Below are 21,382 nucleotides of genomic sequence, written 5' to 3'. Positions count from 1 at the left end.
CACGGGAGGATGATCGCGCGGGCGATCGGACGGCGGCGGCGGACGTCAAGTCTAAGTGGACTTCCTACTCTTATGTAGGGATCTGCCATTTCGCGCGGAATCCTGCTGACGAAACTGCTGCCAATTAGCGTGGAATCCCCGAGTTCTCCGCCACCTTGACCGGGAACCTACAGTAGATGAAGGTTCTCGATTGAAATGACGGATTCTCAGGGGCGGTGTCGTGCACATGTCGGATGCGACAGATGTGTGAGAACGACAGGTTTGACTGGCGAAGCGAAGGGTCTGAGTGACACGTGGGTCTGACTGAGTTGATGGCTGCCGTAGAGAGTGCGCTTGGCTTGAGCAGGGTGCAACCGATCGGGTCCGGAGGACAGAAGATCGTTGCGACTGCCGACTTCGGTGGACACCCCGCGATCGTGAAGATCGTGTTGATCCCTCCAGGACCGAACGGTGTCATGGCGCTCGAGAGAGCTCACCGCGAAGTTGAGCTGCTCGCTGCCGTCGAGTCCGATGCTGTTGTCAAAGTGTTGACCGACGCTGTCGAGATCGGGGACGCTCCGGATGCGGTCTGCTGGGTAGAGGAATTGCTCGAAGGCGATGACCTTGAGAACCATCTCGTAGCCCAGTGGGATGAGGACGCGGTGTGGGTGCTGGCGGAAGATCTCGCGACCGCGCTCGCGGCATGTCACGAGCAAGAAGTGGTTCATCGGGACTTGTCGCCGCGCAACATTCGACGGCTCCCCAACGGCCGATACGTCGTCATGGATCCGGGCCTTGCACGGCACCTCGCGCGAGCCGCGATTACGGGCTACATGCAACCTGGAAGCTTCGGGTGGATGTCTCCCGAACATGTGCCGGGTGGTCGCGCCGTCCCGGCAAGCGATGTCTTTTCGATTGGGGTTCTGCTGTTCTGTGCGCTGACTGGTGAGCTGCCGGTGCCGTACGCCTACGACGACCCTGACTACTTCCGGCGTCTTGCGCACGATCAGGCTTCGTCGGTGCGGACTCTCCGACCAGATATCTCGGATGCACTCGTTCGACTCGTTGACCGCTGCCTCGACCGCCAGGCGGCAAGGCGGTTTCTCGATGGGGAAGAACTGCTCACTGAAATTCACTCGGCTCGGGGAGGCAACTGATGGCTGGTGTACTGATCCACGATGGTCGTCGAATTGGGCACCGGTCGTGGACGGTGTCCGCTGTAGATCAGGGATTTGCTGCGGGTGCCGTGCTCACGCCGTTCTCAACTCCTCGCATCTCGCGGCCGCGACACCCGAACGCGCGCGAGGTCGCTGATGATGTGCGGAGCGTTGGTGGAGAGGTGCTGTTCGATGTCATGACGCATGCGCGGCAGCTGCCAACGACGAACAAGACTGACTTCTACGACGAATGGGAGCTTTGGGGAGGCTCCGGGCGTGGATTGGCCACTCCGGCGATGAGGCTCGAGCACGTTGAACGCGTGTTTAGGTACCAGGGTTCGCTGGGCGTTCCATTGCTGACGCCGACCCTCGCGCTCACCTCGCCGACATCACCAGAAGCGAATCATGTCCTTGAGACTGCGAGCTTGGCTCGCGGTTTGGATGCTGGGGCGTGGCAGTCGCTCGCGGGTACGCACAGCTTTTGGTCCTCAGGTCCAGAGCTTGATGCGTTCGTAGGCACACTTGCCGGCCTGCGCGCCCCGGCGTGGGTACTTACTCTCACGAACCTCGTTGTGACCGACGGGGTGCCCGATTTCGGCAACTCCGAAGCCCACCTTGGCTTCGTGCGGACGGTGCACTCGCTCTCCCTTCGCTCTCGGGTGGTTATCGCGCACGCGGACTATATGGGGCTGCCCGCCGTTGCCGCGGGTGCCGACACAGTCGGCAGTGGATGGGATCGTGGACAGAGATTCTTCGATCCGTCGAGCTTCCGCTTTGATTCAAACCCTGGACCGCGCATTCCTGCCTCGTACGTAACGCAGGGCGGGTTGCACGCGGTGCTGCGACGCGACGTGGCTGAGGCCATAGAGCGCTGGAATCCCGCCCGAGCGCATGCCATTCGAGGAGGGGTCATGCCAGCGAGCGACAACGTGGAGCGAATGCATCACCTCGACCAGCTCAACGGTGTCGTACGCGACGTCAGCGCGATCACAGATCGATCGAGTCGCGTCGCGGAGATGCGTCGACGGTATGCGACCGCGGCTAGTGACTTCGACGACATCATGCAGAACGTGCCAGGCATTTTGCGGCAGAACGACAAGCGCGCGTGGTGTGAGGATCCGGACGCGCTTGTCGAGACCTACGCGACTGCTGAGGGACTCTAGGCGGAGTCGCTGCGACGCAACGACGCTCCGATGTCGGACGAGAGCTGTTCAGACAAAGCAAGGCGACGGCCCGGATCGGGACGACCGATCATCGGCCGCACGATCCACGAATCGCCGATAGCCAGACCGATTCGCAACGCTCGGAATCGCGTGCGGACCGCCGCTAGGTTCGGAGGCTCTACGAGCAGCACGACGCCGGCAGCGTCGGCCCAGGACGCGTATCTCATCGCTTGCGAAAGGCCCTTTCTCCAGTCATCGACCTTTGCTTCCAGAGCATAAGATCGCCCGATCGGATCGAAGCCGTGCCGTCGCCGGTATCCGCTCCCGACCTGCTCTGCAGCGCCGGCGCGGCAGAGCGCCCTTAGCCGAGTCAGCGCCTGACGATCGGTCATCCCAACCGCCCTGGCGACGTTCGCTGCGCTCCTCGTCAAACGCGGAGACAATCTTGCGAGCACCGCGCTGTCCGCCTCTGACGTGATGTATGGGGCGCCGAGTTCGGTGCGCTCGATGAACTTGTCAGCGACGCGCGTGACTGCCAGCAGATCCACGACGCCACGCGCACCCCGGAACTCCGGCGCCAATACCAATCCCTCCGCTGCGCCAGGCAGCCGCAGAGCGATCGATCGAAGTGCAGGCTCGAGATCCCGCTCGCGCACCGGAGCGAAGCGCCTGCCACGTTGCGCGGACTCGCTCAGCTCGGTGACAGTGGGGACTGGCGAGAACATCCGTTCAGCGTAGTCGCGTCGACAGTCGTCAGCTGGCGAGTTCGGCGAGATCGTCGTCGATGCGGCGATCCCGTGGAGGACGTTCCGCTGGTACCGCAAGCAGCAGCACATGTCGGGGTCGTACTGGTCGGCGACGATGCAGGATCCGGTGGGGTACGAGTCGCGACTGGAGTATGCGAACTTGCTCCTGCTCGACTTCGACCCCAGCGTGACGTGGATCCTCTCCCAACCGTTTCTGATGCAGGGCGATGATCGCGGCAGGACGCGCAAGCACATCCCCGACTACCTCGTCGCCCACGCAGACCAGGGCGTCTGCGTCGTCGACGTGAAGCCCGCGGCAAAGCTCGGGCTACCTACAGTGCGCGACTCACTGGAGTGGTCGCGACGCGAGATCGAACGACACGGGTGGGAGTATCGCGTTCTCACCGAGCCCGATCGAGTCATGTTCACCAACGTGCAATTCCTTGCCGGCTTTCGGCGGGAGTTCCAGTTCCGTGCCGATGAGCTCCGCGCCGCTGTGCGGGCCTTGACCGGCCCGATGACGTTCGGAGAAGCGGTCCTTACCGTGACGCCGATCGCGGGCGACGCCCAGTTCGCTCGTTCCCTCGTGCTGCATCTGCTGTGGAAGCGGCAGTTGCGCACAGACCTGTCCTTTCCGCTGAGCACCACACACCTGTTGGAGAAGCAATGAGCATGTCAGAACGCCTTCATGTCCGTTTCACGTTCGCCTGCGAGCTGTCCGACTATCCGGACGCGGCCTGAGCGGGCGGGAACGTCGACATGAGTGCTAAGTGGACCCTCCAAGCCGGGACTGACCTCATCTACGACGGTGAGGCGTGCACGGTCACCGAGATCGCCGACGGTGCGATCGTCGTGCGTGACCGAGCCGGGCGACACCGCCGTCTACGAATGGCCGACGTCCTCCGTCCCGCGCAGGAGGGCGGGCTGGCTCGCATCCCAGGTCGTCTCTCCGCGCCGAGGTGGGCGCGTCGCGCGGTGAAATTCCTCCATCGGTACACCCGTGAGCACGGCGAACCGCCGACGTTCCGCGAGCTGTTCACCGAACTCGCCACCCAAGACCCCAACCACGCAGATCATGAGATGGCGTGGTCGTCACAGGCGGTCCGGGGTGTCGCGATGGTGCGTTGGCGCAGGCAGGGATGGGTGCGATACCGGACCGAGACCCGGACTCTCCGATCCGGTCCTAGCGTGAATGATCTGTTCCCGGCTACCCGTTCGCCTCGTCGTGAGGGAGGGCGTCGAGAAGCTGCTCGAGAACGATGACGAGCTCGTTGTATCCCTGCATGTGTCGAACAGCGCGTCTGATCCCGGTGTCTCGCCGTCAACGACATCGGCGAGCACCGCGCGCCCTTCCCGAGTCGCGGCCTACAGGCGTGTCTCGATGCCCGGCAGGCTACGAATCCACTCGTCGATGACGGTGAACCGTATGGGTGTGAAGTCGTGCGCGTCGACGCCGACGTGGAACTCGTGCCCTCGCGGGCCGTGGTCGCGGGCGTGGGTGTGGCCGTGCAGTAGCGGGACACCATTGTCCCAGCGGGGGCGGTGGGTGGCGTGGCGGTCTGACTCCTGCGAGTCTCCCTTGTAGGGGTAGTGGGAGGCGAGGACCCGGTAGCCGCGGCGGGTGCCTTCGATGACCTCTGGGAGGACTATCCAACCCGCGGCTTCGTACAGGGGCGTGAATCGTTCGATCGCGCGTTTTGATTGGGTGGCTGGTGAGACGCGGTCGTGGTTGCCGGGGACGAGGAACCTGCGCCCGTTCAGCTGAGCGGTGATGCTTACGGACTCCTCGATCGGTCCGAGGGAGAGATCGCCAAGATGAAGGACCGTGTCGTCGAGGCCGACCAGCGCATTCCACCGTCGCACCAGTTCCGCGTTCATCTCGTCCACCGTCGTGAACGGACGCTTGGCGAGCTCGCTGATGCGCGCGTGACTGAAGTGCGTGTCCGACGTGACGAAGTCGACCTGATCGAAGTCAAACCGCGGATACTCGCTCACTGTCACCCCTTCAATCAGTCGATCTAGCGGAATCCAGTCGAATCTAGCGTTTCGCTAGACCGCACTAGATATTCCTAGATCTCATCGAGGTCGATCCCGAATTGCTTTGCGACATCGTCGAGCGGCTCCTGGTCCATGCTGACCCGATCACGTACGACTCGCTCGATTTCGCGATCCTCTATCGTCCGAATGAGCTCGTTGAGTACCCGGTCGACATTGCCTCCGGCGTCGGCGAGTGACGCGATGTGGCGGGCTGGGTCGGCGAGTGGGTAGAGCCGTTGCCACGGGTGGTCCCCATGCCGCGCGATCGCGACGGCTTCTCTGGTGTAGGAGCGTTCGTCTCCGGCGACGAGCCAGCGCTCTTCTCCCTCCGCAGTGATGAAGAAGTCGACGACGCACTCACCGCACGGCATTTTGTAGATTCCCGGTTCGGTGGGGTCCGTTTCCGTTGCGTCCGCGATCATCTCGCGAATCGCCTGCCGCCAGTCGACGTCTCGATCGTCACCGTCCATGTTTACCCTCCTCATGCCGAACAGAAGACCCTCTCATCTGGCGTGATCGACGTCTACACGAGTTTTCGACGGAGGAGCCCGGGAACCGAGTCACGAACGCGGTGGGTCGGCGACCATGTCCCGCTGATGCGCTCCACATATCTGTCGTCGTGGCGGCCAACCATGCGCCCGCCAGGGGAAGGTCACGGCTCGAGAATGACACCGATGGCAGTTCGACGATCTTCATCGGGCAGCCCTTGGATCAGTCCGAGGAGGTAGCTGGACGTGACGGGGTGACCGTAGTTGCGCGCGAGCTCGTGACGCCGTTGCCGGACGGCCGAGGAGAGTGCGTGTGGCCAGCCGTCCCCGAAAGCCGTGCGGAGTCCGCGAGCGACGAACGGGAAGGTGGAGGCGGTTTGCCAGGGTTGCGAGAGAAGCGTCTGAGTGACGTGTATCTGGTTGCCTTCTCGGCGTTCTCCGACGTCGAGGTCGGTAATGAACTCACCCAGTATCTGTGACCATCCCTGGAGGGCTTCGGGCTGTGAATCTTTCGCCGCGCGGTCGAGGGCTGCGTTGATCAGGTCGAGTTTCTCGGGAAGGTGGCTCGCGCCGCTGTGGCGCAGTGCCTTTGCGGTGCCTAACGGTTGCCACGAGTCGAGGTCGAGCGCGAGCGCGTAGGTGGTGGCATCGAAGGGAACGCCGATTGCGTAGTCGTGCACGAGCTTCGCGGAGATCGCAGCTTCCGCTTCGCCCATCTGTCCGGTTTCCGCGATCGCGGCGATCAGCATGGGTGTGCCGAAGGCGTCGATGTTGAGCTCGACAGCGAGGCGTCGGGTCGCGGCGTCGTCGCACCAGAAGGGGGTGCCGGTGGCGTGGGCGAGAAGCAACGCGGATGTCCAGGCGCCATCGAGCTGCCGCAGTTGATGAAGCTCCTCTGGCAGCACGTTGGGCAGATCCGCGCGCTCAGATTGACGCAGCAGTCCTAGCAGCGCGTCAAGTATCTCCGCGTCCCGCTCGATGGTGGCAGCGTCCCTGAAGACGAAGGTCCGAGACCGGGCGCCGCTGGTGGGAACGAAGGTCGCTTCGCTGCTTCTGGACATCGTCTGCTGCGCCTGGCGGGCGTCAAGAAGCTGGGCGAGCGCCGTGCGCAAAGTCGGCAACGCCGGCAGGATCAATGCGGAGTGGTCGGCGCCGAGCAGAGCGAGCGTAATGAGCGCTGTTGCATCAACGACCGGTGCTTCGGCCCGGGCGCGCCTGGCCGCGGCTATCTCATCGACGCCCTGCAGGGAGCCGATGAAGCGAGGGCGCTGCCGACTACGGATGAGGACTTCGGTGTAGGTTTTGCCCCAGAATCGGGATGCTGCCCCGATCGGGAGAGTGCCGCGATCAAGACCTTCATCCAGTTCGGAGGAGTCAGGGTGGGGGCCCATCGCTTGATCGAGAAGATCGAGAAGTTCTTCGGGGTCGTCTGAGTCGAGGTCGGTGAGGATCTGGAAACCGGGATCGTCGGGGTAGTTCGCTTGGAGCTCGCTCAAGATTGTGTCTGCGGAGAACCCGTCGGAAATCTCGCGGATGGGTGCGAGTGCCAGTGACGCCACAGCGGCAGACCGAATCGGCGGGTCGTTGGAGAAGCGTCGGATGACATCGACGGCGTCAGAAACCGGAGCCATGTCGGTTCCGTAGGATTTGAAGGCCTCCAGCCACATAGTGGCCTCCGCAGGCGTGCGAGGCTTCAGCGGGATGGGGTGAGCGCACAGGGAGGTGTAAGCGGCCTCCGGCTCGCCTGCGTGAAAGTGCGCGCCGATGAGAGCCCACCGAGCGTCGTCGTGGTCCGGGATGTCGGCGAGCAGTCCCTCGGACGCGAGGGCGGCTTCGACCCAGTTTCGAGACTGATATGCCACCTCGATCAGAATCCTGTGTGCGCGTTCCCGGTCACCCCAGTTGGCACCTCCAGCTGCCAGGGCGCGCGATGCGAGCGCGGCGGCTTTGGACAGTTCACCTAACTGAATGCGGCCGATCGCGGCGCGAAGCCAGTCGTCGGCGATGTTCCACTTCTCGGCGGCCCGCTCAGCGAAGTGGGCAACTTCCGCCGTGCGGCTCTTATCCATGTACCAGGCGATGAGGGCGTGAGCGACGCGCATGCTGTCTTGAATCAGCGAACGTGCGCGCTGCTCAGCTGACGGAGATCCGCCGTACAGCTCCGCGATCAGTTCGACTTCGCCGGCGAGGTCGGCGTTCAGCTCACCCATCTCCGCCACCCATGGGTGCAGCTGCCCCTGCAGGGCAAGCCGGAAACAGAGCGAGGCCTTCTCGGTGAGATCATCTGTCTCATCGACCACCTCGGCCCAGAGTCGCATCGACGTTTCTGTATCGAAGGAGAGCTCCGCTTCGCGCGCGTCGACTTGCAGCAGCAGTCGACGGGGAAAGGTCTCATCGATGAGCCTGCGTGCGTCGTTGAGGCGCCCGAACTCCACCAGCAGCAATACCTGCAGTTCACGAACTTCTTGATGAGCCCGCTCCGTGTCGGTGGCTTCGCTGTCGGGGGACACCAGAGCCCATGCTGCGTCGGTGTTGGCTAACGCCATTTGAGCGCGCACGGACAGGGCTAGTGCGCGGCCACTGTCCAGGCCCCAACGGATCTGCTGCGCGCGGATCGTACTTGCCATCTGCAGCGCGAGCGCAACGTCAGTGCCATGAGTGCGGCGCGGTTCCGTGTAACTGCGGCGCAGCAGCGCGTCCGTGGCGTTCAGCCCTGCGCCGAGGTGACCATGATCCTCGAAGGCTGCGCGCCCTTCTGCGATGGCGAGGTCGTACTCGCCCTGCGCCTCTAGGAACTGTGTGCGGAGCATGCTGCGGAAAGCGCGTTGATAGGCGGTGGTGGGATGCCAAGCGCCCAGTGATTGCAGCCGCTTGTCGGGCTCATCGGTAGGCCCGACCGCTCGAACAAGCGGGTCGTCGAGGACATCGGCGAGTTCCGCTCGGAAGCTGGTGTCGTTCTGATCGCCGTGCGCATAGAAGCGTCTCAGTTTCAGATATCCGCGCGGTGAGCCGCCGAGTTCAATCGCGCGATCAAACCAGTTGGCCGCGATGGCGCCGTCGGTGGAACTCGAGGCGTGGGTCAGCTCAGCGAGCCAGGTCGCCAGCCGGGCATCTTGCGGCAACCACGGCGGGGGACTGATGTTCCAGTCCCCGAGGATCACGAGCCGATCCGATCCGCTGAGCTCCCGCGCGATTCGCACGGCAGTCTCGCCGAGAGTCGCTCGGAGTTCGACGATGTCCTCCCTCAGCGGGAGAGAGTAGGCCTCAAGTACGGACTCGAAGGAGTTCGCGGCGCCGCCGGCCCCGGCCCGCCCCGCACGATCCAGTCTGGCTGCGAGCATCGTCAAGCCGGCGCTTGAGTCCGACGTTCTCGTGTACGCGAGCCATCCCAGACGTACGAGCAGCTCCCCGTCGTGGGTGACGTCCTCTCCAGCCCAGAGATCGACGCGCTTGAGTTGATCAGCGGCGCGTTTAAGGGCAGCGTCGTTGCCGCTTTGTAATGCCTCCAGCAGGCCACTCTCGCGCAACGCACGGCGCAGCTGACCCGGATTGACGGTCAACTCCTGCTGCCGCAGGTGGCGCTTCAACGTGCGGGCTGCACGCCAGTGCGGCGTGAGACGGAGAAACCCCCACCGGCTCAGGTTCAGTCCCGGCCCCGTGAGGAGACCTATCGGATCAGTCACTCGTATCCCCCTCTCACGTGACATTGACAGTAGCGAGGTTGTCCGACAGTTCGAGAGGATCTGAGCGTGCGAAGGTGGAACCGACGCTCGGTGTGTGCACATCTACGATTCGACCTCCACGGTCAGGGTGGATTTCGTTGAAGAGCGGGCGACTCTACGAGCGAGGAAGAAAGAGCAATAAGGAGCGATCAATGTCCAACGACGTCGGACGGTCCCTTCCACCACTGCGCACACGCCTGCAGCCGTTCCTTGAAGACATCGGCTCACCGTTCACAGCGGAAGACGCGTCACTAGACGAATGGCGGGCCGCGTTGAGGGCCGCTGGTCCGTTCCGGGGTAGCGAGCGTTGGAGGGCGGCGGTTCATGTCGTCAGCACTGCTCCCGGAAGGACGCCTCCCGCTGGCGTTGCGGACCGCGCAGATCGACTACTGCAGCAGCGTCGGGCTGTGAAGGCGTACGTGGGTGCGCTAGCGGAAGCGCACCGAGAGGAGGTGTGTGACTTCATCCGGGCGACACGAGCGTCCACAGGTGAGGGGCCACTGTGGCGTGAGGTTGCGAGCCGCTTCGGCGTGGACACCCGAGCGGACATGCGCCTCTTCATTTGGCACCTTCGCAAACTCGGCGCAGTGAAATTCACACACGATCGCGGCTCACTCGATATCGCCGACCCGGCCACCGCAGCCGTGGAAGCGCAATGGCCACACTCAAAGTGGGCGCAAGTGATCCGTGAGCACGCGGCCAGGGAGTCACCCGCTCGCGAGGACTGACGCGGTGATCGCGTGACCCGCTTCGGCGTCGGATGGTCCATCCCACTCGCGTGGTGGTCGCCGGCGGCGGCCCTGAACCCGCAGCGATGGGCCGAGCGATCGTGGAGGCGATGTGATCTTGTGGGTGAGTTCGTTCGCGATAGGGACGCGGGCGGTGGCTCGCTGGGTAGCTTGAGCACGGCCGGTCGGCCTTGTGATGCTCCCTCCTTCGCGCCAGGGCGACCGGAGCTGTCGTGCGTCAGCCCTCGTAACGGTGGCGTCGCCGGTCTGGCGGGGGTCTTGGTTGGACGTGACGCGGGAGCGGTAGGCCATGGCGGAGAGGGAGTTGGCTCAGCCGTTTGGGGTGTCGCCGTCAACTTTCGCGACCGGAAGCTCCAACCGATCATGAACAGCATCGAGTATCGCGTGACGGAGATCTCTTTCGTCGACAACCGCAACCAGCGGCGGACCACGGATGAACACGCCGTTGCCTCTCCCGGCGGAGGCAGCTTGCCGGGAGCGTCCGGCTAGAGAATGCAGGCACTGTTGGCTTCGCGCCGAACCGCCCGACCAAAGTGCCAGGCGTCGGAGACCTGCCGATCCTCTCCGCGGTTTCGGCAATGATCGACAGGATCTGGCGAGCTTGCAGACCCTTGGAATCTGATGGGCATGGCGCGCCGCCTCACGGGCAACGGCGCGCAAAGATGTTGGCAAAGGAGCATGCCGAGAGGGGATCCATGGCCAAGATTCGAGTTCACGAACTCGCGAGCGAGCTCGGTGTCGACGCCACAACGGTACTTGCGCGGTTGAATATCCTTGGCGAGTACGTGAAGAGTCCGTCATCCACCATCGAAGCGCCAGTTGCTGCGAAGGTGAGAGCGACTTTCGGAGTGCGCACACCGCTGCCCGCACCTCGGCCCTCGCCCATGCGCCGTGACCACATAGACCCCTACGTGGACAGCCCCACCTTCGATCCCACTGCGCCGTCGTCACGGCAGCACGGGTGGCGCGCGGGCGCAGTGCCCGTGCCGCGTCACCCCGATCTGCTCAAGAACATCCAGAAGACCGGGCAGCGGTTTCCGGCCTTTAATGATCACCTCGACGCGCTGCGTAGTCTCGGGTCACAGGTCGTGTATGCCGGACTATGCAAACAGGATGGTTTCAAAGACTGCGTGATCGTGCACGTACGATTCAGCGGCGCAATCGAAGCTGGCTTCGGATTCACGCGAGAAGTGATGCTGTTCTACAGTCCGCACGAGGACCTGCAGGTCCGTACGTTCGAGGCAGCCGCTCGCGAGGTGGCGAAGAAGGACCAGCCTGTCACGCCAGACATCTTCTTCATGTGGTCGCCAGATCAGCGACTCGCGATCAAGCTCAATGACTGGTCTCGACCGTCGAAGCTTGCCATCCCTTTCCTGACCGATGATGAGGATGAGCTGTCCCTCATCACGCTGCTGCGCAACCACATCTACGCGCGGGATCTCTTCTACATGACGACTCCGGTCTTCGGGGCGAGCTTCTTTGGCCGTCGCACCTTGTTGCAATCGCTGCGCGACGATGTCTTCAACCAGCAGGTGACAGGACTCTTCGGGCTGCGGAAGTCCGGCAAGACGAGCATCCTCATGCAGCTGAAGGAAGAACTCCACGACGATCACATCGTGACCGTGCTGATGGATCTCGAAGCTTTTCCCTCGCCACCGGAGGACCCCACCGACGACATTGTCAGCGATCTGCGCCGCCGACTGATCGCTGAACTAAAGACTCACGGGCTTCGCACCCAGGAGCTTTCGCAGCTGCCCGATCGGCCATCCATCCTCGAGCTGAGGAACGCTCTGCAGGTTATCCTCAAGCATTTGTGGAAGGACGGCTACCGGATTCTTCTGCTATTGGACGAGATCGAGTATCTGACTCCCGCGGACCGGATCGACATTGCAGAAGGCGATATGCCGCGCGTAGCCCAGCTGCTGGCTGCGATGCGCAGCATCGTTCAAGAGTCCGACAACTTCACCTTCGTTCTCTCTGGGCTGACCAGTGCCATCGTCGAAGGTGGTCGACTCTATGGGCGCCCCAACCCGCTGTTCTCGTGGGCCAAGGCTGTCTATGTGAAGCCGCTGGAACGTGAGGAAGCTGACGAGCTCGCGAGCACCGTGGGCGGAAAGATGGGGATACAGATCGAGCCTGGCGCGCTGGAAGCTCTCCACGAGGCGTCCGGCGGACACGCGTATCTCTACCGAAACCTCAGCTCTGCAGTTGTCGCACACCTACCCACGGATGTCTTCCAACGCACCATGATCCGCTCAGCGGTGCTGAGCGAACTGGACGACTGGAAGAGCCGCGTTCAAGGCAACATCGAAGAGATGGTCCAGCACGTCAAGCGCTACTACGCGACCGAGGCAGTCATGCTCGAGCTGCTGATGGACGACCCTGGGGACTTCAAAGAACTCGCCCCCAGCGAGCATGTCGCCGTGCGCCGACTTAAGGATCTCGGCTTGATTCATGAGCGCGACGGGGAATACCAGCCGAGCGTCATCTTGGAGCTGGTGTGAGCGCCGTCGACTACTCAGGATGGGTGGATCTCATCCACCAGAAGGCTGAGCAGCTGCGTGTGGTGTTCCTGCAACTCGGGTCCACCAATGAACCCGCCCGCCGCGCTCTGACCTCGTCGCACCCGAGGGTGCAGACCGTCCACGACTACATGAAGCCCGACTGGGAGCGTGTTGAAGGCACGCTCCTCGTAGACAGGATGGAGACTCTCGCGGTTGCCAACCCCGATGTCGCGATGGGCGCGTTACGAGAACGCGTCTTCGCCGACGTCGACGCCGGCACCCGTGTCGTGCTGCTCTCGAGGGCGCCTCGAATCGCGTACCCCGCGGTCGTGGGTAGCTCGCTCCTCGATGACGCAAGCTTCGCGCACGCGCCAGTCGTCAAATCGAAGGGGCCGGAAGGATTTCCAGCATGCGTAGAGGACGGCGCGGATCCCACGCCGCTGTTACGAAGTGCATTGAGCGAACTCGGACCCGAGCTTTGCGCGTCGCTAGACAGAGCCCTCTACGAAAGCATGCTCACCGGAGACAGCGCCTTGAGTACGCTTTCCGCGCGAGAGCTGGAGGCTCTCGACGGAGCCGGAATCACCGCCCCGAACGGCGTGAGTCGAAGCTGGAATTTCGTTGCACATCTCGACCCCCTGAAGTCAGCACTCGGTGACGTTCTCTCCGATGATCTGGATCCTCAGTACCAGCTCAGCGATGTCAGCGCGGGCCTCTGGAAGATCGAGCGGATCATCCGCCGCGAGATTCGTCAGCGCGCGGTGGCCGCGTGGGGCGGGAGTTGGCGGCAGCAGTGCCTCAACGCGAGCCTCACCCAGAAGGTGTTGGAGCGCGCGACAGAGGAGGCGTACCTCGCGGCGACCACCATCAAACACCTTCGAGACCCGCTCGAGTGGCTCTCGCTCGGGGAGCTGCTGCAGTTGAAGGACAGAGCGGAAATCGGAGACCTCGGCCTCAACGCCGCGTTCTGGCGTCGCTTCGGCGCACAAATCATGCCCATCCGCAACCGCCTCGCCCACATGCGAACGCTTCGGCCAGAAGACGCAACCGACGTGGTCAAGTGGCAGCGCGTCCTTGAACTTCGGCTGCTGCAGTCTGGCGACGGCGCCGTCAGATAGGACGAAGATCGCTGTCGCTAGGGTAAAGGTGTGTTCTTGTTCATCGATGCCAATGTGATCGTCGGCAATCCGCTACTGCGTGGACGCCAGTGGGATGCGGTCGCGGATGCAGTCATTGCAGGCATGCTCGACCTGTATGTCTCCGAGCTGGTTGTTGATGAGGCGGCAGCGAGGTATCGCGACGCGGCATCGATGCGCGAACGTGCGGCGACGAGATCATTGAAGGAGTGGCCTCCGGCTGCCCGGGAGCTGGTCACGCGAGCAATCAGTGCTTCACAAGTCTTCTCTCGCGACTACGAAAAGCACCTGCGGGCGCGGCTTGATCAAATCGGGGCCGAGGTTATCGACTACCCCCAGCCTGACCACCGGGACATCGCAGCTCGGGCCATCGCCCGATCAGCCCCATTCGATAGCGACGGTAATGGATACCGTGACGCCCTGCTCTGGCTCAGCTTCCTGGACTTGCTTCTCACCACAGAGCCGGAGGACCCCTACGCGTACTTCTTGTCCGCGGACAAGCGCGCATTCGGGCCCCAGCGCCAGCGTCAACTGTTCGAGGAGATTGATGGCCTGGAAGTCGAGTGGAAAGTTCAGATCCTCGCGAGCATCGCCGACTTCAAAGTACCGGGGCAGTTCTTGGACGAGGAGGGAGCACTCGACGCCATCCAGGAACGTCAGCTTCACGACGCTATTGAAGGAGCCCTCCTTGCAGGCGGGACGCCGAACGATTTCACTCACGTACTCGCCAAGCGGGCGGGCTTCGACGCCGCTGACATTTCGGAGGTGCTCACGCTCGATGTCCACGCGGAGCGTGTCCAGGTCGAGCGTAAGTCCCGCGAGATCTGGATCAACTACGCCGCGGCGGCCACCTGCCTCGTCAAATTTGAGAGCATCGAGATCCTCGATGAAGACGCGGGTGAGTACGCCACTGACCGAGATGACGCTGTCTGGTTCCTGGAGCTGAACGGGGACGCATACTCGTCCAGGGCCCGTGTCGATGAGGTCGCATCGCTGCGCCTCGTATCAGTCGAGGGCGACCTCGCAAGCACACGCTAAGAATCTGCCATTTCGCGTGGAAAATCGAGCTCGAAGCCACTGCCAACTACCGTGGAATCGCGGCGATCCCGGCCATCTCGAACGGGAACCTACAGTAGATGTAGGCGCCGTCTCGGTCGCGTCCACGATCATTTCGCGGACCAGATGTCTCCAGTCGGCTTTCTGAGCGTCGACGTTCATGCTGACCTCCCCACGCACAACGCATCCGCATCTCATCTCGCGGGGTCGATCTCGACAGGAGTTTCCGGTGTAGGGCTCCGGGGGCGGTTGTCGTTGACCACCGTGCTGTCGAATCCGCGCGTCAGGTTGTGGAACGTGAGGATGGCGTGGTCCGCCTGCTGCGCGGGGGTGACGTGTAGCAGCGGATCGTTCTTCGTTGCGACGCTCCGCTCGGTCGGCGGGAGCTTCGGCAACCTGAGCTCATCCCCGCGAAGGTCGGAACCGTCCTCGCGGGACATCACGCCGTCACGGTCGTGCATCGACTTTCACCACACCTAGAGGAGGCCGCCGAGCTTCTGCTGCGCTTCCTGCTCCTCGTCGCCGTGACGCTGAATGTACTTGCCCACCAGGCCTGCGAAGCGGTGGAAGCCGTCCGTCGTCATGCGATTACCCTAGGGTCCGCTTTGCCGGTCGCGCGGTAGCCGTCGGTGACCCAGTCGCGGGCAGCCTGTTGTTTGACGCTGGAAGGACGACCGTTGACGCGACCGAGGCGGCGCTCACTTGACACTCGACATATCGTCACCGCAATAGCAGGCGCTGAGGATGAGTCGCACAATGCGGAAGATCGACCCTGGCGGTGACCCCACAGTTCGTGAGATCTCTCTGCCCCGATTCTGTCGTTGCGCGTCGCCCGCGCCGGGTGACGCGGGAGTTACCCGCGAACGCAGCGTGTCGGCTCTGGGCGACTGATCTGACCTTCGTGCCGAGCTGGGCCGGAGTCGCGTATGTCTGCTTCATCATCGACGCCTACTCGCGGATGATCGGGCAGGGGGATACGCATCACACATGCGCACCGTGATGCTCCTCGGCGCGATCGAGATAGCGAGGTGAAGTCGCGGCGATCATCACGGCGACCCCGATTTCGCAGCGACGCCACGTGTCAATTGACGTCAATTCGCTACGGCGAACTACTCGCCGAGATCGGCGCTACGCCCTCGATCGGAATAGGCGGCGAGAGTTCAGACAACTTCATGGCCGTGACGGTCAACGCAATGTGGCGAGGGCGTCTGATTTGGATGTGCATGAGACTCTGCATACGGTGGTTGGGTCGCGCCTTGGGCGGGACATCAAGAGAAGTGCGCTTGCCAAAGGCGTCGCTTCGAGGCAGAACTAGCGAAGGGCCAAGCGATGAACGAGGAACTGCAGACCGTTGAGATCGAGGTTGAGAACGCCGAGAAGGTCCTTCTCCCGGCGTACATTCCGACGATCGAGGAGACGTTCAAGGCCAGTGGTGCCCACCGACAGGGCAACGTCTTCTGAAAGAGGATTCAGTCACAATGCGGAGCCCTCGAGAGGATCTTCGCGTACCCGATGCCGAGGCCGATTTGTATCTTGTCGGCCTCGGCATCGGTGGGTTCGATCAGCGAACGGTCGAGGCCGATCGGATCCTGAGGAGCGCGATGACTGTACTGCACCTGACGGCGTTCGATTCTGAGCTCAGAGCGCTGGCAACAGGGAGTGTGCGCAACCTAGCGGACGTCTACTTCAGCGGAGGTGTGGCGAGCGACGTTTACGCTCGAATGGCCGAAGAGATTGAGACCGTAGTGAACGATGTCCGCGGACTCGGTCATGTTTGCTTCCTCACCTACGGGCACCCACTGTTTCTTGTCGACACCTCGTGGATGCTGCTGAATACGCAGGCGTTCCGCGTGAAGGCGCTTCCCGGCACGTCCTTCCTTGATCGGATGATGGTGGATCTCGGAGCGCGATTCGATTACGGCTGCCAGCACTACGAAGCCAACCGGTTCATGGTTCTCAGGCCGCGATTGGACCCCCGAACACCCTTGGTCATCTCGCAAGTCGGGGAGGTAGGAAGTGACGCGATCGCGGAGAGACCGCACAAGATCGAGTGGGTGGCCCCGCTGTTCGATCGCATCGCCGAGAGCTACCCCCGCGACAGGCGATGCGACATGATCTTCTCGCCCTACAGATCGGACATGGCACCTCAGGTGAACTCAACGGTTGTGGGTGAACTCCAAACGCTCACTTCTTCGGTACATACCGGATCCACCCTCTATGTCCATGGGGAGTAGTCCTGCCAATGCGAAACGGAAGATCAGCTTCGACTTCTGGGGCGTCGTAACTGCGGTAACCGTCCCAAGCGATCATGACATCGAGCACCTGGCGTACTACTTCGGAGACTATCGAACGGACAATCGGCAATCCGAAGACGTATCGGTAGCCTTAACGACGCGTGATGGTGATGCATACATGACCGCACCCGCCGAAGACCGCTGTGTGACTGTGTTCGTCGAGGACGTGATAGTGGCCTCGCTCAAGGGAGAACAAACGGTGACGACGCCAACTCCTGTCCCGCCGTTCGGCCTGAGGCCGCTCGCCTCTCGATTCGTGACCGTGCACGCGGCAGCCGTGGCTCACCCCGTCGTCGCTGATTCGGCTGTGCTGATTCATGGACCATCGACAGTCGGGAAGTCTTCGCTTGCGTTCGAGTTGATAAGACGCGGGTGGATGTTCCTGAGCGACGACACGTCACCGATAGATCGCGAAAACCGCGTGCATCCGTTCACTCGCCCCGTCGGGATAAGAGAGCGAGCGGCGGCCAGCAGTGGCGTGCTGCTCGACAGCTTCACCAACGCGCGACACCATGAGACGCCCTGGGGGCGGACTGTCTCTGTTCATCCGCGTGAGCTTGGTTGGTCTATTGCTCCTCCGTCGCGAGTTCGATGGCTGGTGTCGCTCTCTCACGGCGTGAAGTTCGAGACTGAGGCGGATTCGGGCGGGGTATTGCGTGTCGCGCTCGATATTGATCGGGACAAGGGGCGCGCCGCCGATGCGATCGAAGCGTTCTGCTCAGCAGGGAGGTCAGGGTGTTGACACACCTGAACTTTTGGGGGACGACTGTCCAGGTGGACTGTTGCGCCGCCGACGTAGAAGAACTCAGGTTCTTTTACGGACAGTACTTGACGGATCCAATGGGAGCGCCAGACGTCAGTGTGGTTATCGGCAACGAAGATTGGCCATCGCGGGGCTTCTTCGCCAGCTCACTTGCTCGTGACGGATTGCGCAAGCATATAGCGGTTGTCGATCACGTCGACTCAAGGCGCAATACAGCGGCGAGTTTTACGGACTGGTCGGGCATGGTCTCGCCGTTTCCGCCTTTCGCAACGACAACGCTCGCATCCCGACTCGCGGTGTTTCCAGGTGCGATCGTTCGCGCCCCGAATGGAATGGTGGTAGGGCTGCTTGGCGACCACTACGTCGGCAAGACCGCCACAGCGCTTGCTCTATGCCGAGAACACGGAGCGCAACTTATTAGCGACAGTGTTATGGTGGTTGACGTTGGCAGCATGAGCTGTCTGACATTTGAGTCGCCAGTTGGGCTGCGGCGAGAAGGACTGCGGCAAGCGGTTCCGATGCTCGATCGAGTCCAGCATCGGCTGACCGTTTCGAGTGACACAGGACTAGTCGCCCTCGTGAGACCAATCGATCTACTCGGGACCCACAATTCTTGTGGCGGCCGAATCGACAAACTGGTACTTCTGTCGTCGACGGAATCAGTTGGACCGGTGCAATGGGGAATCAGCGAGACCACAAATGTCGGTTGGTTCACTGGGGCGAGTCGCGAGGAGGTTGATCGAGCTCTGCCGCGAAGCATGCTCCGCCTTGAGGCATCGAGTAAAACGACACCACCTGAGCGAGCAAAGCACATCGCCCAAAAGCTGTGGGAGTAGAAGATGAACACACCGATAGTTGAAGCAGAAGGTCTCGTGAAGCGCTTCCGCAGAAAAGAGCGTCCTGCTGTAGACCGCGTCAATCTCAGTCTTGGGGCGGGGGAGATCGTAGCGGTTGTCGGGCACAACGGAGCGGGTAAGTCCACTCTATTCGACATGCTTGGCGGTCTTCTGGCCCCAACTGAGGGTTCCGTACGCATTGGCGTCGAGCGCGCACAGATTGGGTGGTGCCCGCAACGGGAAATAGTCGACTGGTCTTTGACTGTGCGACAGAATATTGCACTGGGCCTCGAGCTGAGGCGCCCGGATCTTCGGCGCGAGACCAGGAGTTCTGTCGAAGAGGTCGCAACCGCGCTCGGATTGCGCGATCATCTCGACCATACTGCTGAGACGCTGTCAGGGGGCGAGCTGAGGCGCACGCAGATCGCACGAGCGATGGCCGGCAATCCGAGCCTCATGATTCTCGATGAGCCCACCACTGGACTGGATCCTGAAGGCATCGGGGTGGTATTCAACTACCTGGACTCGCGGCGTTCGGATGGAGCGTCTGCACTTATCAGTACACATGAGACATCCCGGTTCAGCACACATTGCACTCGCGTGCTAGCGATGGCCGAGGGAAGGGTCGTTGCGGACCTGCCGGTCAGCGATTTCTTATCACTCTCGCCAGTTCCTTCGCAGGATCTATGGGAAGCCTACAGGGCGCTTCGAGGGGATGCCGAGTAGATGCGCGCGGTTATTCTGGCTAAGTATCATTTCGCTTCGCTGTGGAACTGGAGAACGTCGTATCTTGGCCGGTTCATAGAGCCGATCGCGTATCTTCTGTTTTTGTCGGCCAGCCTGCAAAGCTCGCTCAGCGACCAGGTCGACCAGTACGGAACATTTGTACTGACCGGCCTCGCATGTCTGCTGTCGTTTCGCGCCGCAACTGCGAGCATGAGCGATGTTGCGAATGATCGTAAGTGGGGCGTCTTCGCAATGTATGTATTGCAAGGAGGCTCGGCCAAGGGGTACTTGCTGAGTATTCTCATGTTCACATCTGCCGTGTATCTTCTTCAGTTCCTCCTTCTCGCGGTGTCTGCCTACATTGTGCTGCCGGGCGCTATGCCCAGTGCTCCGTCAATCTTGATGATCGCAGGGGTCGGGCTGCTCTTCGTTCTCGGCTGGAGTGCTCTGGGCGCGGCCGTCGGTGGCCGGGTGGACTCCTACGCGACGCGAGATCTGCTGGTTACGGTCACCACGCTCCCGGTTATTCTTGCTGCACCGATTTTTGTTCCGCTGGACGGGAGTTGGGTTCGCTACGTTGCGGCAATCAACCCACTGACGTACCAGGTGCAGATGTTGCGCAATCCTTCATGGCTCGTGCTGTTGGCTGCGATCTTGTGGTCGTGTGTCGCGTCGATCGTCGCCGTGTCGATACTGAAGTCTGCGGATCGCGTTAGCCGCGAGCGTTAGTGGGCCACTTTCGTCGGATCTGGTTCGCGTACAGAATCGAGGGTTGCGACGGGATGGCCTCTTCTCGCTCTTGAGTGGATGCTACGAGAGCGCCTGCTGGCGTCGCGCCTAGCACCATGATCGTGTAGATCCCGACGGACCGACCGAAGAGCTTGAACGGGGTCAAATGCTGGCGCGGGGTGCCCGAGACGATGCTCCAGACCATCATCGCCAGGCTTCCGAGTACGTAGCTCGTGAGCTGCTTTGGAGCCGGTCCGCGTCGATACCAACGCGCGTATGCGACCATCAAGTGATGGGGGAGACCATCGTTCTGCAGGCTCGTGACCCGAGGCGTGACGAGCTGGAGCGGATAGGCTGGGTCGTCGCGGCTCGTTCCTTCGGGGCACAGCTCGACGTCGATCGCATCGACGAACACAAGCTGGGCGTGCTGGCAGCGGCCGCCGGCATCTCGACGCGTGAGCTCGTCACCGCCGACATCGACGCCGTGCTCAAGCTGGACCGTTCGACCATCGAGGACTACCCAGGAAGCATCGCGACGCAGCATCCGCCCCTGGATCCGCATCGCGCTTCACCGTCGTCCGCGCGTCGCGGGTTCGGCGCTTTCCCTCCGAGTGGCGAGCTGGTGGCGATGACCTTCCTCGACATCGAGGGCACGCACGCCGAGACCGATTTCACCGTCGTTCACGCCCAGTGGCGCCGGCGGGGCATCGCCACGGCGGTGAAGGCTGCCTCCCTCCTTGCTCTCGCGGGCGAAGGATTCACCCGGTTCCGCACCGGCGGCTCGGCGGACAACGAGGCGATCATCCGCGCGAACGACGCGCTGGGCTACCTCCGCGACGAGGAGTGGGTCACCCTCGAGCGTTGCTCAGTGTGAGTTCCCGAGCGCCCGCCGGATCAACGTGACCTGAAGCGGCAGCCGCACCAGCGACACGGCGAACGCGGCCCATGCCTTCGGCGTGCGTCGGCGCGCTGCCCGGCGGCCGAGGTCCACGCTCATCTGCACGTTCGCGGGCCAGACGGCGGCGAGCACCACCGCACTCGCTCGCCCGGCGGCGACGCGCGTCGACGGCACGATCAGCCCCACCGCGCACGCCAGCTCGGCGAGGCCCGAGACGATCACCAGCGGCCGATCCCACCGCCGCAGCACGCGCGGGATGATCGGCGTGAACACGCCCGGCCGCACGAGATGGATGACGCCCGACACCGCGAACGGCACCATCACGATCCAGGGGATGGTGGCCGTGGGCTTCTTCGCGCGACGTGTCATCACGCCATTCTCCCCCGGCCCTCCGACGCG

Annotated in this window: 18 protein-coding genes and 1 pseudogene; 13 read left to right on the top strand and 6 right to left on the bottom strand. The window is 62.6% G+C overall.

Annotated elements, in window-relative coordinates; genetic code table 11:
- Positions 1-416: 416 nt before the first annotated feature.
- The gene (locus tag MHO01S_RS14500) at positions 417-1,136 is read left to right on the top strand and encodes a serine/threonine protein kinase (protein ID WP_167626538.1); all 720 of its coding nucleotides are present in this window, start codon (positions 417-419) and stop codon (positions 1,134-1,136) included.
- Positions 1,136-2,299 carry a hypothetical protein gene (locus MHO01S_RS16555; protein ID WP_157553801.1) on the top strand — a complete coding sequence of 388 codons (1,164 nt, stop codon included), beginning with the start codon at positions 1,136-1,138 and terminating at the stop codon, positions 2,297-2,299. Before MHO01S_RS14500 ends, MHO01S_RS16555 begins: the two co-directional genes overlap by 1 nt.
- Here MHO01S_RS16555 and MHO01S_RS16550 read toward each other — a convergent pair.
- Positions 2,296-3,024 carry a hypothetical protein gene (locus MHO01S_RS16550; protein ID WP_157553800.1) on the bottom strand — a complete coding sequence of 243 codons (729 nt, stop codon included), beginning with the start codon at positions 3,022-3,024 and terminating at the stop codon, positions 2,296-2,298. The two genes, MHO01S_RS16555 and MHO01S_RS16550, sit on opposite strands and share 4 nt — an antisense overlap.
- Before the next feature lie 49 nt (positions 3,025-3,073).
- On the opposite strand from MHO01S_RS16550, the gene MHO01S_RS14490 reads away from it, so the two are divergent.
- Positions 3,074-3,715, top strand: coding sequence for a TnsA-like heteromeric transposase endonuclease subunit (locus MHO01S_RS14490; protein ID WP_082734315.1), 642 nt, complete (start codon positions 3,074-3,076; stop codon positions 3,713-3,715).
- Positions 3,716-4,410: 695 nt separating this feature from the next.
- Here the strand turns inward: MHO01S_RS14490 and MHO01S_RS14480 are convergent.
- The 3 genes from MHO01S_RS14480 to MHO01S_RS14470 form a co-directional block, all read right to left on the bottom strand.
- Positions 4,411-5,040 carry a metallophosphoesterase gene (locus tag MHO01S_RS14480; protein ID WP_060961142.1) on the bottom strand — a complete coding sequence of 210 codons (630 nt, stop codon included), beginning with the start codon at positions 5,038-5,040 and terminating at the stop codon, positions 4,411-4,413.
- A gap of 74 nt (positions 5,041-5,114) precedes the next feature.
- The gene (locus MHO01S_RS14475; protein WP_060961143.1) at positions 5,115-5,552 is read right to left on the bottom strand and encodes a hypothetical protein; all 438 of its coding nucleotides are present in this window, start codon (positions 5,550-5,552) and stop codon (positions 5,115-5,117) included.
- 182 nt (positions 5,553-5,734) lie between these two features.
- The gene (locus tag MHO01S_RS14470; protein ID WP_061782518.1) at positions 5,735-9,253 is read right to left on the bottom strand and encodes a PIN domain-containing protein; all 3,519 of its coding nucleotides are present in this window, start codon (positions 9,251-9,253) and stop codon (positions 5,735-5,737) included.
- Between the two features lie 1,483 nt (positions 9,254-10,736).
- On the opposite strand from MHO01S_RS14470, the gene MHO01S_RS16955 reads away from it, so the two are divergent.
- Genes MHO01S_RS16955 through MHO01S_RS14455 form a run of 3 tightly spaced genes read left to right on the top strand, consistent with a single transcriptional unit; the run spans position 10,737 to position 14,719 of the window.
- Positions 10,737-12,545, top strand: coding sequence for a translation initiation factor IF-2 N-terminal domain-containing protein (locus MHO01S_RS16955; protein ID WP_082734316.1), 1,809 nt, complete (start codon positions 10,737-10,739; stop codon positions 12,543-12,545).
- Positions 12,542-13,663, top strand: a complete 1,122-nt coding sequence (locus MHO01S_RS14460; protein WP_060961146.1) for a hypothetical protein — start codon at positions 12,542-12,544, stop codon at positions 13,661-13,663. The genes MHO01S_RS16955 and MHO01S_RS14460 overlap by 4 nt, the downstream gene beginning before the upstream one ends.
- 30 nt (positions 13,664-13,693) lie before the next feature.
- Complete coding sequence (locus MHO01S_RS14455; RefSeq protein WP_060961147.1) at positions 13,694-14,719, top strand: PIN domain-containing protein; 1,026 nt, start codon at positions 13,694-13,696, stop codon at positions 14,717-14,719.
- A gap of 212 nt (positions 14,720-14,931) precedes the next feature.
- On the opposite strand, the gene MHO01S_RS14450 is transcribed toward MHO01S_RS14455, so the two are convergent.
- Positions 14,932-15,198, bottom strand: coding sequence for a hypothetical protein (locus MHO01S_RS14450; protein WP_060961148.1), 267 nt, complete (start codon positions 15,196-15,198; stop codon positions 14,932-14,934).
- Between the two features lie 332 nt (positions 15,199-15,530).
- Between MHO01S_RS14450 and MHO01S_RS16950 the strand changes: the two are divergent.
- The 7 genes and pseudogenes from MHO01S_RS16950 to MHO01S_RS14435 form a co-directional block, all read left to right on the top strand.
- Positions 15,531-15,951 (top strand): annotated as a pseudogene (locus MHO01S_RS16950) (DDE-type integrase/transposase/recombinase); the annotation flags it as partial.
- Between the two features lie 115 nt (positions 15,952-16,066).
- Complete coding sequence (locus tag MHO01S_RS16945; RefSeq protein ID WP_255266108.1) at positions 16,067-16,198, top strand: hypothetical protein; 132 nt, start codon at positions 16,067-16,069, stop codon at positions 16,196-16,198.
- 17 nt (positions 16,199-16,215) lie between these two features.
- The gene (locus MHO01S_RS14445) at positions 16,216-16,971 is read left to right on the top strand and encodes an SAM-dependent methyltransferase (RefSeq protein ID WP_060961149.1); all 756 of its coding nucleotides are present in this window, start codon (positions 16,216-16,218) and stop codon (positions 16,969-16,971) included.
- Between the two features lie 178 nt (positions 16,972-17,149).
- Entirely contained in the window at positions 17,150-17,773 is a 624-nt protein-coding gene (locus MHO01S_RS16540) for a hypothetical protein (protein WP_167626537.1), read from the top strand.
- Positions 17,774-18,633: 860 nt separating this feature from the next.
- The gene (locus MHO01S_RS16380) at positions 18,634-19,356 is read left to right on the top strand and encodes an ABC transporter ATP-binding protein (RefSeq protein ID WP_082734317.1); all 723 of its coding nucleotides are present in this window, start codon (positions 18,634-18,636) and stop codon (positions 19,354-19,356) included.
- Positions 19,357-20,085 carry an ABC transporter permease gene (locus MHO01S_RS14440; RefSeq protein ID WP_060961150.1) on the top strand — a complete coding sequence of 243 codons (729 nt, stop codon included), beginning with the start codon at positions 19,357-19,359 and terminating at the stop codon, positions 20,083-20,085.
- A 166-nt stretch (positions 20,086-20,251) separates the two neighbouring features.
- Entirely contained in the window at positions 20,252-20,959 is a 708-nt protein-coding gene (locus MHO01S_RS14435; protein WP_231735223.1) for a GNAT family N-acetyltransferase, read from the top strand.
- Here the strand turns inward: MHO01S_RS14435 and MHO01S_RS14430 are convergent.
- Positions 20,951-21,352 (bottom strand): DoxX family protein, encoded by a 402-nt coding sequence (locus MHO01S_RS14430; protein WP_060961152.1) that lies wholly within the window; start codon positions 21,350-21,352, stop codon positions 20,951-20,953. The genes MHO01S_RS14435 and MHO01S_RS14430 overlap by 9 nt on opposite strands.
- Positions 21,353-21,382: the final 30 nt, after the last annotated feature.

Origin of the sequence: Microbacterium hominis NBRC 15708 (genome assembly GCF_001592125.1) — a bacterium.
Taxonomy (GTDB): Bacteria; Actinomycetota; Actinomycetes; order Actinomycetales; family Microbacteriaceae; genus Microbacterium; species Microbacterium hominis.
This window is presented reverse-complemented; position numbering and strand designations above follow the sequence as displayed.